The sequence below is a fragment of the Streptomyces albus subsp. albus genome, assembly GCF_000719865.1.
Classification (GTDB): domain Bacteria; phylum Actinomycetota; class Actinomycetes; order Streptomycetales; family Streptomycetaceae; genus Streptomyces; species Streptomyces albus_E.
In genome coordinates this window covers 1-13862 of the sequence record NZ_JOID01000024.1, presented here as the reverse complement: position 1 = coordinate 13862, position 13862 = coordinate 1, and the positions used below count along the sequence as shown (strand labels likewise).

The following is a 13862-nucleotide window of genomic DNA, read 5'->3' as shown; positions in this document are numbered from 1 at the left end:
GCCGACAGCGCGCAGGGTGTTGATCAGCCCGAGCGCAGGAGGTGACGGGGGAGCTGACCGTGGTCATGGGTGAGAACAACGATCCGGAGCTGAATGCGGGCCGGCTGCTCTGGCCCGGGTGAGGCAAGGGAGACCGTGGCGCGGACCAAGGTGGAGAGCCTTTCCATGCCGGTCTTGCACGCTTCCGGCTCGACTTCAAACCAGACCACCTTGCCTGCGGGGACGCGCCCGGTGCCCCAGGCCGCGGACAGGGATTCGACCAGGACGAGTCCGCGGCCGTGTTCTTCGTCCGACCCGCTGGAGCTCACCACCGGCTGGCCCGGGCTGGCATCGGTCACTTCGACTCGTACACGCCGCCCGGTCCAGCGGACGGCAACGGCGCAGGTGGCCTCCGTGTGCACCACCGCGTTGGTGATGACCTCGCTCGACATCAGCTCGACATCGCGCAGTGTCTCCTCGGACAGTGGGACGCGCCAACTGTGGAGGACGGTCACGATGCGCCGCCGAGCCGCGGAGACAGCATCACGTCGAGGTGCTACGCGGCACCCGTAGGGCATGGGGAGCGGTGCGGGGCGGTGCATGGCGAAGTTTCCTCCAGCAGCAGTTCTGGGCTCGTCCGTCAAAGGGTGAGAAATCAAGAAGATCGCTTGAAAGCGACCGGAACCAGGGCAGGATTGGGGCGCCTGTGATGCATCGATGTGGCATTCCCATGGCTGAACAGGCTTGTTGCTCAGGTCGGTTGGGGGAGTGAGTGCGCATGGCGATCAAGAGGCGTGGTCTCGCCGAGCTGCGTGAGGCTCGTGGGCTGACACAGGAGGCTCTTGCCGACCTGCTCCGCGTGGACCGTTCAACCGTCTTCCGCTGGGAGAGTGGAAAGAGCGATCCACAACCGTGGATAAGGCCTCGGCTGGGGCGGGCTCTCGGATTGACGGCCGTGGAACTGCAGCGGCTTCTGACAGCGCCGAGCACCGCGTTCGACGCCGCCGGTCCCGTTGACGAGAACGCGGAGCGGCGTACGCACGCCCTGAGGCGTCCCGACCGCGTGGACCTCGGCACGTGCGCCGTCTTGCGTGCGGATTGCGAGGACCTGACCGATCGGTACGACCGGTTCCCGTCGGCCGGCCTCATCGCGGAAGCCGGGCAGCATCTCGGGCGCGTGACGCTTCTCGCCGAGGAAGCGCGGCGTGGCCGAGTCCGGCGCGAACTACGCTGCCTGCAGGCCGAAATCGCGGCACTCATGGGGCAGCTCGTGTGGGATGCCTCTCAGCGGCGGGACCACCTGACGGCAAAGTCCTTCTACGGCCAGAGCGCAGCAGTCGCCCGTCTGCTGCGAGATCCCGTCCTCGAAGGTCTGGCCCTGCTCCGAACTGCCCACGTCGCCCTCTACGGTTCTCGTGACGCGCAGACCGGTATTCAACTGGCGCACCGTGCCGCCGAGATTGCTGAGCGGTCCAGCCACGCCCTGACCGGGCTGGCTCGGCTTCATGCGGCGGAAGGGCTGGCCATGCTCAGGCAAGCTGCCGAGTGTGAGCGAGAACTGGTTCTCGCCGAGGCGCACCTGAACCGGGTGGACGATTGTGACGCGTGCGCGGAACTGGTGTCCGCCGCCCAACTCGGCCGTCTCGCCGGCTCCTGCTACCTCTCCCTCGGCGAGTACCGGCGTGCGGAGCAGCAGCTCACGGAGACAGCCGAGGCTCTGCGGGATCGTAGAAAGTCGCGCTCGATCGTGCTGGGGAACCTTACGCTCGCCCTCATCCGGCAAGGCGAGGTCAGCGCGGCGACCGCAACGCTCGGCACGGCGATCGAGGAACTGGAACGGACTCGGGGCGGGGGAGGGCTCAACATCGTCTTCGGAGCCGCCCGTGAGCTGCGACCGTGGCACCGGAAGCCAGAGGTTCAGGAGGTACAGGACCGCCTGTTTGCCTTGATGACGTCGCACTGATGCAGGGATGCCCCATGGAGTGGAGTGATCAAGTGCCCGGTGAACAGGACCACGCGAAGCAGCGGGTTCGGCGGCAGGTGTGGGACGCCCTCACCACGGCGGACGCCGTGCACGATGCCTCCGTGTACGGCCGCATCCCGAACTTCAAGGGGGCCGAGCAGGCTGCCGCCCGGCTGGGCTCGCTGCCGCAGTGGCGTGCCGCCCGCGTCGTGAAGGCCGTGCCGGACAAGGCCCAGTTGGCGGTGCGGGCCATGGCGCTCGCCGAGGGCAAGACCGTGTACATGGCCGTCCCGAAGCTGGCCACGCCCCGGCCCTTCTATCTGCTCGACCCGGCACGGCTGGCCGTCCCGCCGATCGAGGCGGCGGCCAGTCGTACGGCCGCGGCCGTGGCGCCCACCGTTGAGGTGGACGAGATGCGGCCCGTCGATCTGGTGGTTCTCGGCAGCGTCGCGGTGAACCGGGAAGGTGTGCGGATCGGGAAGGGCGCGGGCTACTCGGATCTGGAATTCGCCCTGCTGACCGAGGCCGGACTCGTCACCGCCGAGACGGTCGTCGTGACCACCGTGCATCCGCTCCAGGTCGTGGACGGTCCGATTCCGGCCGGTGACCACGACGCCGGTGTGGATCTCATCGTCACGCCCGATGACGTCATCGCCTGCTCCGCACCGCATCGCCCCGCGGGTCTGCTCTGGGACCGGTTGCCGCCGGAGAAGATCGCGGCCATTCCGGCGCTGACCGCGCGGCGGGCGGTCCGGGACGGTACGGGGCTCGGGGCGGCGGGCCGGGCGTGAGGCGCGGGGTCTGGTCCCGGCCCCGGTATTGGGCCTGCGGTCCCCGTGGACGCGGGGAGTTGTCCGGCTGATCGCGGGTTTCCTTCACGCGGCCCCCCGCGCTGCGTGACGGGTTCGCGATCAGCCGGACGGTGCTGCGGCTGCGGTGGCCGGCCGCAGGGCTCAGCGGTTGGTCCAGAGGACCCACTGGAGGGTGCCGCTGGCGCACTGGAACTGCTCCCAGTGGCCCCGCTGGACGCCCTCGTTGCCCGCGAGGACGCAGTTGCCGTACTGCCAGTACTTGCCGCGCAGGACCCAGCCGGGCACCTGGGCCGTTCCCGCCTCCTGGGAGGCGCCGGCGCGGGACTCCGATGCCGGGGCCGCCGTGGCCTGGACGGCGCCGAGGGTCAGGGCGGCGACCGCGGTCGTGGTGGCGACGATGCCTGCCAGGGCGGATCGTGTGCTGGTGAGCTTCATATCCCGACTCCTGCTTTCTATTCGTGCTTGCGCTGTTTGCTCTTGCGTCAGGGATACGAGGGGGCGGGGGCGCCCATATGACGGGCGTTCCTGTGATCCGGGTCACAGTGGGGAGTTGGTCGAGGGTGAGGCGGGATGGGGTGAGGCGGCGCGAGGGTGCTGCCCAGCGGCCGAGGGGCTCACGGGGTCCAGCAGCGGCATCGTCCCCCACCGGTACGCTGGCCTCCTTTCTGAGGATCACCGGATGAGTGCCGACCGCCGGTCCGGACAGTGGGGGACCCGCTCATGAGGCCGGTCCCCGGCCTCCCGGGACCCGGCCCCGACGCAGAAGGGCACGCGCATGCTCGCCTCCGTCCCCATCGCATGGCTGTGGCTGCTGGCGGCAGCGTCCACCGTCTTGTCCAGTTGCGTCTTGGGCAGTTGGATCCCCTTCCGGAAGTTCCGCATCGGCTGGCCGGTGACCATGGTCGTCGTCGGCGCGGCCACGCTCGTCACCTGCCAGGCGGAGGGCTTCGGCCTGGCCGGGGGGCTCGTCATGCACTCGTTCGGGCAAATCGGCCTGACGCTCGGTCTGCTCCCCCAGCGGAAGCTGTTCAGAGAGGTGTACGAGCGGTGGCGCAGGGGCGAGCCCACGGAACACATCCGGGTCCCGCGTCGGCACACAGCCTTTCTCGCCGTCTGCTTCGTCGGCGTCTCGTTCGCGGGTTTCGCGTTGACCCGCTGACTCGTTGATCCGCTGACCCGCGTGCGGAACGCGGTGCCCGCTGCCCGGTGCCGCACGGCGCACCGCCGTGGCCGCCCCCACCGGCCGGACGAGGCGGCAGCGGGAGGGGCGGCGGCGTGACGCGCTGCCGGAGACCGTGCCGGTGTACCCGTCCGGTCCGGGCGGCGCCTGCCGGCCGCCTACCGCCAACTGTTCATTCACGGCCGCTGGTTGCGGGTTACGATCGCAGTGCCGGTGCGGACGTCCTGATGACCGGTCATCAGGTGGCGGAAGGAGGAGCGGCGGTATGGGTCTCAGTGGCGTGACTCGGACGCACCTCAACCTGCTGCTCGTCCTCCTCTCCGGGCTGCTGCTCGCCCAGGGCGGCCTCGTCGAGGGCGCTCTCGCCGGCGCCGTCACCTTCGCCGCCGGCGCGACCGCCGCCGCCGGTGCGGCCCTGCTCGTCTGCGCCGTCCTCGCCGCCCGCTGCGCCCGTCCCGTACCGCCCACCCGGGTACGGACCGCGCTCCGCGACCGCGAGCGCCGTACCGCCTTCCTCCCGCAGCGCGATCCCGACGCCTCCGGCCGCCCGCGGCCCCGGGCGCCCGGCCGTCCCCTCCCGACGGCCGGCTAGGCACCCCTCAACTGCCGCCACACCACCCCAACAGGGCGGTGCGGGGCGGGGGTTCGCCTGCGCGGCTCGTCACGCCGACACCCCTTTTCCTCGGCACGACGAGACCCGGGAGGGCTCATCCATGTCCGTATTCGCGCACCTCGTCTCGCTGCTCGCGAGCACCCTCGAACCCCTCTTCGCGGCATCGGCCACCGCCGCCGCGATCGTCCTCTTCACCCTGTGCGTACGCCTCGCCCTGCACCCCCTGACCCGCGCCGCCGTCCGCGGCGAGCAGGCACGGGCCCGGCTCGCGCCGCGCGTCGCCGAACTGCACCGGAAGCACCGGCGCGACCCCGAGCGGCTGCGGCGGGCGACGGCCGAGCTCTACGCCCGCGAGGGCTCCTCACCGCTGGCCGGGTGTCTGCCGATGCTCGTCCAGGCCCCGGTCTTCTTCGTGATGTACCGGCTCTTCTCCGCTTCCGAGATCGGCGGACGCGCCAACGAGCTGCTGGACGCCCGGCTGTTCGCCGCACCCCTCGGCGGCCACTGGGCCGACGCCCTCCGCGACGGCGGGCCCCTCGGCGCCCAAGGTCTTGTCTACGCCGGGCTGTTCGCGCTGATCGCGGCCGTGGCCACCTGGACGTACCTCCGCGCCCGCCGTGCCATGGCGGCGGGCGCGCCGGACGCGGCCGCGGCGGAAGCCGGCGCCGGTGCCGGGATGCCGGGCCTGCCCGCGATGGCCGGGGTGGCGAAGATGCTGCCGCTGCTCTCCTTCGGCACGCTCATCACGGCCGCCGTGGTGCCCCTGGCCGCCGGGCTGTACCTCGTCACGACGACCACGTGGTCGGCCGCCGAACGCGCCTGGCTGCTCCGGGGCGGCGGCCCGGCGGCGCCTCCGGTGGCGGTCGGCAGGGGCGGGTCGCGGCGTCCGGGGAGCTGAGCCGACGGCAGCGGCGGTCCTGGGGACGGCGCCGGGAACGGCGACTCGCCCGCCGTCCCGGCGAGCGCCGTCATGACCGAGAGGCATGCTGCAAGTACCGTGTGTGCGGCAGGCGTTGTTGCGACCGGCCGTGGGCCGAAACGGGGAGAAGGATGGCCTGGGACGAGTGGGAGCGGCTCAAGACGGAGGCCGTCGGCGGAGACGAGGCAGGCGTGCGCGTGAACAACGCGCCGCCCGCGGGCGGCGGCGGAGGATCGTCGGATCTCGTCGTCCGCAGCGACGAGTTGGGGAAGCTCGGCGACATGGCGCGCGATCTGCGCCAGCGGCTGTCGACGGGCGGCGACTACGCGCGCCCCGCCACCTACGACGCGGCCATCGAACTCATCGGCGACGACCTGGACCTGGGGTCGGCCCTCCTGGAGGAGCACGACGCCTGGAACACCAAGCTGACCACGCTCAAGGAGGCGTGCGCGCACATCTCCAACCATCTCGACTACTCGCGCGGCATCCACGCCGAGGACGAGAAGAAGATCGCCACGGACATGCGGAACGCCGATGGTCGGAAGATGACCGTGTCCCGCATCTACGACTACATCAAGTAGGGCGCCCGACGCATGATGACCCCCCAGCAGCTCAGCGACCTGCATCTGGGCAAACTCGGCACAGCGGCCTCGGAGTGGAAGGTGATGGTCGGCAAGCTGGAGAAGCTGGCCGGAGGCGGAGACGGCGAGATCAGCGCCGCCGACCTGAAGCGCAAGGCCGAGTCGGCGGACTGGAAGGGCGACAACGCCACGGTCACCCGGAAATTCGTCACTGTGACGGCGCGGCAGTTCGACGACATCCTCACCGAGGCGCGCAGCGTGCAGAAGATCCTGCGGGACGCGCACACAGAGCTGAAGCAGCACAAGGCCGATATGGCGGAGGCCATCGCACGGTGGGGCAAGCAGAACATCTACATCGACGGCAAGGGCCGCGCCCTTCCGGTCCCGACGATCCCGCACCAGTCGCCCGGCAAGGCGAAGGCGGAGCCACCGACCGATGGGGAACTCCGGAGCGCGGCCGCGGAGATCCGGCGGATCATGACCGCGGCGAAGGAGGTCGACCGGATCGCCGCGCGGGCCCTCCGGCGGCACGCGTCGAGCGCCTACGACTTCGACGAGAGCGGCTACAAGGGCCTGGATGACGCCGACCGCCGTCAGGGCAGGGCCGATGCCGACACACTGCTGAAACTCGCCGCGAAGCGCGACGGGATGACCCTCGACGAACTGAAGTTCTTCAACGAGACCGCAGCGCGGCAACGTGACAACCCGGCCTTCGCCGAACGCTTCGTCACCAAGCTGGGCCCCGAAGGCACCCTCCAGTTCTGGCGCAGCCTCGCCAGCCCTCTGCGTACTCCCACCGGGGAACGGGCAGAGGTCCTCGCACGGGTGCAGGACAACCTGAGCCTCACCCTGGCGACCGCTTCCCACGGCGACAGCCGGGCCGTGCAGGAGTGGAAGAGCGGCATCATCGCCGCCGGGGACAAGCCGATCCTTCACTCCGGTGTCATGAGCGCTCCCTACGGCTTCCAGGTGATGAGCAGCCTGATGACCAAGGGGAAGTTCGAATCCGGCTTCCTCGATGGCTATGGCAAGGCCCTGCTGGAGTTCGAACGCGGCCACTTCCTGAAGCCGGAGTCGCTCTGGGACAGCGCGGGCCGCATGACGCAACTGAGCTATCCCCCGGACGACAAGAACCCCGCCGTCGACCCCGTCGCCGGCTTCCTGGAATCCCTCGGCCACAACCCGCAAGCGTCTCTGGAATTCTTCGGCGATACCACGGGTGGGGGATCGGGAGAGAAGAGCCCCGACCGTCTCGGCAACTGGGAATACCTGGTCGGGGGAGGCGAGGGTGCCCGGGAATGGCCGGTGAACGACGACGGCGAACCGGCCGGGTACGAGACTCTCGGCCACGCCCTCGAGTCCGCGACCCTCGGCCACCCGTACGACGACCGGAACCCCACTGTTCCGCCGCTGAAGACGGAGGACGACATCGAGGCCCGCGATGCGCGCACCGCGCTGATGGAGCGGGTGGTGCACCACTACAGGGGGCCCGAGGTGGTCGATGCTCAACCCGGCGTGCGGGAGAGCCTCACGCGGATGGCGAGCGGCCACATCGACAGCCTGAACTACTCCATGGACAATGTTGGAGGTAGCGGGGAACTCAACGGCAGGGACGAGCGGTACGGGTTAGAGAAGAACCACCTCCGGGACTTCGGCGAGAAGACGAGTGCCGGCTTCCTGCGGGCGCTGGCCTCGGACAAGGACTCCTACGACACCCTCTCCACGGCACAGCAGATCTACGGCTCCAGTGCCATGGCCGCTCAAGGCGCCGATCAGGAGAATGCGAAAAGTGCCGGCCTGCACAGCGCCAAGATGCACGGTCTGCTGGACGAGGCCCGTTCCGAAGCCATCGGCAAGGAGTTCGCTGACGACGAAGCCGCGAAGAACAAGGCCCTGGAGAAGCAGGCGGAGTGGCGTAAGTTTGGCGTCTCGACGGCGGTCGCCACCACGATCGGCGTCGGCGCGGCACTCATCGCCCCACCCGTGGGGGCCGTCGCCATGGTGGCCGTCCCCTTGGCTTTCGACGCGACCCAAAGCGCTGCCGACACCCGGTTTGCCACGGAGACCATTGACTGGCTGGACGAGCGCGCGTACAGCAACGACGACCAGGCGGTCGAAGGAATTCAGCGTGCTCAAGATGAGGGTCGCAACAACATGATGGCACCCTTGTTGAACTACGCGGAAGCGCGCGGAATGGATTCCCATGAGGTGGAAGAATTCACCAAGGCGGCTGAGACAAGCTACAACAACGGTGCTAAATTCTCCAATACCGACGATGCGCGAGGGTGGAGCGGATGAGGAAGACAGTCGCTGTGTCGTCGCTGATGGCTGTGCTCGTCTTGAGTTCTTGCGGTGCGGGAGAGTCCCACGAGAACGGCGAGGGAGCCGGGGAACGTCCCCACTGTCGCAAGATTCTGGGCGATGCCGGCATGTCATGGCTGGAATCCAGTGTGGAGGGAGACCTGCATTTGGGGGGAACTGACGATCTCGATACGGTTCGTTCGCTGTTCTACAAACAGTTGCGAACCTGGGACCCGGACGATGCCGACGGTTACTTTTCGTTCGCAGACGCTCACGTCTGCGGAGCCAGTGTGGCGGGAAAGCCTCCAGGTGAGGGGTTCGATATTAGATATACTCGTTCAGTTCATTCCTTCGGGGATATATCCGACGATGACGGAAAGCTTGCCAAGGTTCCCGTTAATTCGGATGTCGCGCTTGTCTACGGGCGGTGGTCACTCGGGAATCCGCCCAGTTACAACGTCTATTTCAGGTGTCAGATTCCTGGTGCGCCGGCGGAGCAGAAAGACGGCGTTCCCATCATGGGAGAGATGGTCGACACCCTGACCGGTGAGACCGGAGCCCGCACGCGGATGAAGCACCTCCTGCACTCCGCCCAGGTGATGGCCCGCACTCTCGACTGCGAGAACGACCCCGTCATCCCGTCCGAGCCCCCGGCGGCCGTGAAGTAGGGGTGGTGCACGGTCGTCCGGTACGAGCCGAGCCGCACGGGCTGGGGGCGCGTCAGCGGCCGTCCTCGTAGTCCCGCCCGTAGCTGCGCGCGGCGGGAGTACGGAGCCGGGCGTCGGCGCGTGCCGATAGCCTCTGCCCTGCCGGCAATTGCCGTTGCCGGCAGGGGGCGGGGATGCTGAGGGGGGCCCTGATGATGGCGGGACCAGTGGCACGGCGCAGACGGATGGACGGCGTTCTGCTGCTCGTCGGCGTGGTGTTGATCGGGTGCGTGGGTCTGCTGGGTGCGGTGCTCGGCGGCACCGGGGAGCGGATCGGGCGCATGTGGGTCGGGGCGGTGATGGGCCCGGACGGATCGGCCCGGATCACGGAGGTCATCGACTACGACTTCGCCGACGAGGAGCGGCACGGCATCTACCGAACCGTGCCGCAGGACGAACCCGGCGACATGACCGATGTCGCCGTCACCATGGACGGTGAGACGGTGCCGTTCCGGGTCCGGGAGGGGCGCCGCGCGGACATCGTGATCGGCGACCCGAAGGCGATGCTCACCGGAGCGCACCGCTTCCGGATCGAGTACACCCTGCCCCACCTCGGGACGGCGGAGACCCTCGCCTGGGACGCCGTCGGTGCCGAGTGGAACGTGCCGGTCGGGCGGGTCGAGGTCCATCTGGCCACGCCGCACACCGTGAACAGCGCGGTCTGCGTGGCGGGGCGGTTCCGGTCGGACGACGGCTGCGAGCGGCTGGAGCAGCCCGCCCCCGGCCGGCTGGACGCGGCGCACAGCGGTCTCGACGCGGGACAGGGCCTGACCCTGTACGGGCAGCTCACGGACACCGGCGCGTCCGGCGGCGGCGCGCTTCCCCCCGCGCCCGCGGGTGCGGCACCCGCCGCGGAGCGCGGGGACGGCGCGGCGGCCGGCTGGCTGTGGGCCACCGGCGTCGCCCTCGCGGCGGCCGTCGCGGTCGCGGAGCTGCTGCGGCTGGCGGGCCGAGAGCGCGTCCGGGGTGCCGACGGCCGCGTCCGGCGGATGGACCTCGGCCGTCTGGCCCGGACCGTCCAGCCCTCGCCCGTGCCGCCGGACGGTATCGGCCCCGCTCAGGGAGGCATCCTGCTGACGGACCGGGTGCGCAAGCGGCATCGTGTCGCCTGGCTGCTGGGAGCGGGGCTCGCCGGGCATCTGCGGATCACCGGACTGCAGCGGCCCGTGCTCCGCAAGGTGGAACAACCGCCCGGCGGAGCGGACGAGTTGACGCGACAGGTGCTGGCCGCCCTGTTCGCCAAGAACCCGAACGTGAAGCTGGGCAAGTACAGCAAGCAGTTCTCCGAAGCCTGGACGACGCTGGGCCGCGGCCTGCGTGCCTGGCGCCGCTCGGGCGGAGACGGCCTGTGGGTGAAGGGCGGGGAGCGGCTGCGCCTGGCCGCCCTGGTGGGCGGGGCCTCGGCCCTGGTCGCGGGAACGATCCTCCTCGCCGTCGCGGCGGGTGACGTCACGGCCGCCGACGCCGCGTGGCGTACGCCGGTGACGGTCGGCGCGGCACTCGCCGGCGCGGGGCTGGCGGCCGTGGTGCGCGCCTGGGAGCTGCGGGCGCGCACCGAACGCGGCAGCGAGCTGTGGTGCCGGGCCGAGGCCTACCGCCGCCATCTGGCCGGGCTCGACCACTGGGACGGCCGCGACGCGGACGTGCTCACCGCGTGGGCGGTCGCCCTCGGCGAGACCGAGTCCTGGCTCGCGGCGGCCGAGCGGGGGGCGGCCGGCGCCCGTTCGGCCTCGTCCCGCCCGCCCTTCCCCGACGACCACCACCGCTGGCAGCTCGCGATGTACATGCCTGCCGCGGTGGGCGCCGCCGGCTCTCCCGGCTCCGCCGCCGGCTCCGGCGGCTCCGGTCCGTCCGACGGCTACAGCGGCGGAGGCGACTCCGGCGGCGTGGGCGGCGGCGACGGCGGCGGAGGCGGCGGGTCGTGGTGACGACGGACCTGCGGTCGCACCCGCTCGGTGCGCCCTTTCCGGGGGTCTCCGGCCGTGCTGGGTTCCGGCGTCCGTGAAGCGGATGCAGGTGGAGGTGAGAGAGGTGCCAGAGGTGTCCGAGGTGCCAGAGGAGCCAGAGGTGGCGTTCCTGGAGACCGAACGGCTCGTCCTGCGGCGGTTCAGCGAGGGCGACGAGGAGCATCTCGTCGCCCTCGACGCCGATCCCGGCGTCATGCGCTTCCTCACCGGTGGCGTCCCGACGCCCCGTCACGTCATCCGGGAGGAGACGCTGCCGCGCATGCTCCGTCTCGACGCCGAGTACGGCGGCCGCCTCGGCTACTGGGCCGCCGAGGAGAAGGCCGCCGGGCGGCGGTTCGTGGGCTGGTTCGAGCTGCGGCCCGTGGACGGCGACGGGCGCGAGTGCGAGCTCGGCTATCGGCTGCGCCAGGACGCCTGGGGGCGGGGCTACGCCACCGAGGGCGCCCGCGCGCTGGTCCGCGCGGCGTTCACCGAGCTCGGCGTCGAGCGGGTCTTCGCGGAGACCATGGCCGTCAACCGGGGTTCGCGGCGGGTGATGGAGAAGGCCGGGCTCGGGTACGTCCGCACCTTCCACCAGGAGTGGCCGGAGTATGTCGAGGGCGCCGAGCACGGCGACGTCCGGTACGAGCTGAGCCGCGCGGAGTGGGAGGCGCGGCGGGGCAGCGGCCGTGACGGGAGCCGCGGTCAACGGACCGTTCATCACCCTGAACACGCATCCGGCCAGACCTGGGACCGGTAACATCTCGGCGACTTACCGGCGATTCGATCGATCGTTGATTCGCCTGACGGGGGGCGACATGAGTTCTGGGGACGTTGATCCTGAGGGCGAGAGGTACAGGGGCACGGGCTGGAGGCACCCTCTGGTCCTTGCCGGCTTGGTCAGCGGGATCTGCGGGATTCCCGTAGCGGCCATTTTGAGCGCCACTGCTCTCGCGGATGTCTACGATCGCTATTTCGGCGATGCCGCGACGAAGGTGACGTACACCTTGAAGTACACCAACACGGGGAAGGCGCACCAGAAGGCTGTCGACCTCGCGGTCACACTCCCGGATGGTGTCGAATACGTTCTGGGCAGTACCGCCTACTCCGACGCGAGCACGAAGGACAAATGGGTGCGTCTGGACAAGACGGACATCGTGCCCCGCGGTCTCCGCCTGCACGAGAACGCGCCGGGCTCCTCCACCTTCGTCAAGTTCGAGGCCCGCGTATCGGATCACCGGAAACAGGTGTGCGGCCCCGACGGGGTCGGGATCAGCGTTACGGCAAGGGGAGACGACGAGGCCGCGAAGGCCGCATCGACGCTGCAGCTCAAGACGGAGTGCGCCTGACCGGGCACGTCGGCGTGGGCGTCCGCCGGAGCCGTACACGTCACGCCGGGAGGACGGCAGCCCTTCCGGATTCCGATGTCGCCTGACCGCGGCGGCAGGGCGGCAACGGCAGGGTGGGCGCCCGGCGGTGGTACGTGCCGACCGGGCGCCCGCGCCGTGTTGCCCGCCTCGTGGCTCAGTCACCGGCCCGGCGGCGGATGCGCATGATGTCCACCGTCGGGTTTGTGGTTCGGATTCGGACCGCGCACCCGACCTATCAGCCGTTCGACGGGTCCAGGGCCGCCACGGCCTCGGCCGTCAGCTTGCCCGGGCGTTCCCGCTGCGGGAAGTGGCCGGTGGGGATGCGGGCCACCTCCTTGGCGGTGGCGTAGTCGACGACCGACACCTCGTTCTTGTTGGAGAGCGAGACGAAGCAGTGCTTGCCGTCCGGGCTGGTGGCCGTCCAGTACGGCAGGGCGTCGGTGTCGTAGTGGACGTAGCCGTCGGTCTCCAGGCCGGGACGGGAGACGATCGCGACGTAGTCGTCGATGGTGCCGGCCATGCAGAGCTTGCTCTCGGCGGTGTTCATGGCCATGCCGTGGTGGGCGGAGTTCTGCGGGTAGTCCTCGGTGCCCAGCTTCGCGGCCTTGTCGCTGAACGGCATCTCGACGGTGCGCTTGATCTCGCCCTTGGCCAGGTCGTATTCGACGAAGCCGTTGAGGTAGGAGAGCTGGGCGTACATGGTCTTGTTGTCGGCGGTGAAGACGGCGGGGCGGATGCCGTACTCGAAGTCGTAGGTGCGCAGCGGCTTGAACGTGTCGGCGTCCACCGCCACGACCTGGCGCTTGCCCTTGAGGCCGTTGAGGGCCTTGGGCATCGAGGTGACGCCGATGCTGGAGTTGTAGAGGATCGAGCCGTCCGGCGAGTAGTCGTTGGCGTGCGGGTACGTGCCGGTGGCGAACTCGGCGTGCAGTTTGCCGGTGGCGGTGTTGATGACCTCCGCCTTGTCGGCCGTGGTGGCGGAGACGGTGAACTTGCTGCCGTCCTCGGACAGGGCGGCGTGGTCCGCCTTGAAGCCCTCGGTCTCGTAGCGCCAGAGCATGGTGCCGCTGGCGATGTCGAAGGCGACGACGTCGGAGAGGACACCGCGCGAGACGTAGAGCGTGCGGCCGTCCGAGGACATGGCCATGTCATCCACGAGCTTGCGGTAGCCCTGGATGTTGTTGACGGTCTCGTAGCCGATCCGCTCGACGAGGTTCATCTCGCGGATCCGCTGGTCGAGATCCGGCACGGTGTTGAACGACCCGAGATTCTCGAACGTCTTGGGATCGATGAAGCTGACGGTGCCGCCCTGGCCGTTGCCGACGAGCATGACGTCGCGCGGCGCGGCGGAACGCTCCGACTGCCCTGCGGCATCGGCCTGTTCGGCCGCGCCCGCGGCCGTGGCGCCGCCGGTCAGGGCGAGGACGGTCATGACGGCGGCGCTCAGGGACAGCAGGCGGCGGGGGCTCCGGCGGCGCCGGGGGGTGGCTG

The 13862-nt window shown here is 70.1% G+C and carries 14 protein-coding genes; 11 read left to right on the top strand and 3 right to left on the bottom strand.

The genetic code is table 11. The features are described from left to right. Positions 1-23 precede the first annotated feature (23 nt). Entirely contained in the window at positions 24-557 is a 534-nt protein-coding gene (locus IF83_RS31345) for an ATP-binding protein (RefSeq protein WP_279617226.1), read from the bottom strand. 200 nt (positions 558-757) lie between these two features. Here IF83_RS31345 and IF83_RS0122825 point away from each other — a divergent pair, with 200 nt between their 5' ends. Together IF83_RS0122825 and IF83_RS0122820 are read left to right on the top strand one after the other, a co-directional pair. Next, positions 758-1942, top strand: coding sequence for a helix-turn-helix transcriptional regulator (locus tag IF83_RS0122825; RefSeq protein ID WP_030547080.1), 1185 nt, complete (start codon positions 758-760; stop codon positions 1940-1942). A gap of 14 nt (positions 1943-1956) precedes the next feature. After that, positions 1957-2733, top strand: coding sequence for a 5-formyltetrahydrofolate cyclo-ligase (locus tag IF83_RS0122820; protein WP_030547078.1), 777 nt, complete (start codon positions 1957-1959; stop codon positions 2731-2733). A gap of 162 nt (positions 2734-2895) precedes the next feature. Here the strand turns inward: IF83_RS0122820 and IF83_RS0122815 are convergent, their stop codons facing one another. Further along, positions 2896-3189, bottom strand: a complete 294-nt coding sequence (locus IF83_RS0122815; protein ID WP_030547076.1) for a hypothetical protein — start codon at positions 3187-3189, stop codon at positions 2896-2898. A gap of 340 nt (positions 3190-3529) precedes the next feature. On the opposite strand from IF83_RS0122815, the gene IF83_RS0122810 reads away from it, so the two are divergent. The 9 genes from IF83_RS0122810 (at position 3530) to IF83_RS0122770 (ending at position 12350) form a co-directional block, all read left to right on the top strand. Next, a complete protein-coding gene (locus IF83_RS0122810; protein ID WP_030547074.1) occupies positions 3530-3913 on the top strand; it encodes a hypothetical protein in 384 nt (127 codons plus the stop codon). A 286-nt stretch (positions 3914-4199) separates the two neighbouring features. Beyond that, positions 4200-4526, top strand: coding sequence for a DUF6412 domain-containing protein (locus IF83_RS0122805; protein ID WP_030547072.1), 327 nt, complete (start codon positions 4200-4202; stop codon positions 4524-4526). A 121-nt stretch (positions 4527-4647) separates the two neighbouring features. Next, the gene (locus tag IF83_RS0122800; RefSeq protein ID WP_051723192.1) at positions 4648-5445 is read left to right on the top strand and encodes a YidC/Oxa1 family membrane protein insertase; all 798 of its coding nucleotides are present in this window, start codon (positions 4648-4650) and stop codon (positions 5443-5445) included. A 152-nt stretch (positions 5446-5597) separates the two neighbouring features. After that, positions 5598-6047 carry a hypothetical protein gene (locus IF83_RS0122795; RefSeq protein ID WP_030547068.1) on the top strand — a complete coding sequence of 150 codons (450 nt, stop codon included), beginning with the start codon at positions 5598-5600 and terminating at the stop codon, positions 6045-6047. Between the two features lie 12 nt (positions 6048-6059). Then, a complete protein-coding gene (locus tag IF83_RS31340; protein ID WP_051723190.1) occupies positions 6060-8345 on the top strand; it encodes a DUF6571 family protein in 2286 nt (761 codons plus the stop codon). Positions 8346-8875: 530 nt separating this feature from the next. Further along, positions 8876-9016, top strand: a complete 141-nt coding sequence (locus tag IF83_RS33860) for a hypothetical protein (protein WP_158711097.1) — start codon at positions 8876-8878, stop codon at positions 9014-9016. A 206-nt stretch (positions 9017-9222) separates the two neighbouring features. Further along, positions 9223-10983 (top strand): DUF2207 domain-containing protein, encoded by a 1761-nt coding sequence (locus tag IF83_RS0122780; RefSeq protein WP_158711096.1) that lies wholly within the window; start codon positions 9223-9225, stop codon positions 10981-10983. Positions 10984-11065: 82 nt separating this feature from the next. Continuing rightward, on the top strand, positions 11066-11761 hold the full coding sequence (locus IF83_RS0122775; protein ID WP_051723188.1) for a GNAT family N-acetyltransferase: 696 nt from the start codon (positions 11066-11068) through the stop codon (positions 11759-11761). Positions 11762-11819: 58 nt separating this feature from the next. Next, positions 11820-12350, top strand: a complete 531-nt coding sequence (locus tag IF83_RS0122770; protein ID WP_030547060.1) for a DUF11 domain-containing protein — start codon at positions 11820-11822, stop codon at positions 12348-12350. A 256-nt stretch (positions 12351-12606) separates the two neighbouring features. Here the strand turns inward: IF83_RS0122770 and IF83_RS0122765 are convergent. After that, on the bottom strand, positions 12607-13862 hold a 1256-nt coding region (locus IF83_RS0122765; protein ID WP_208605930.1), incomplete at its 5' end, for a YncE family protein.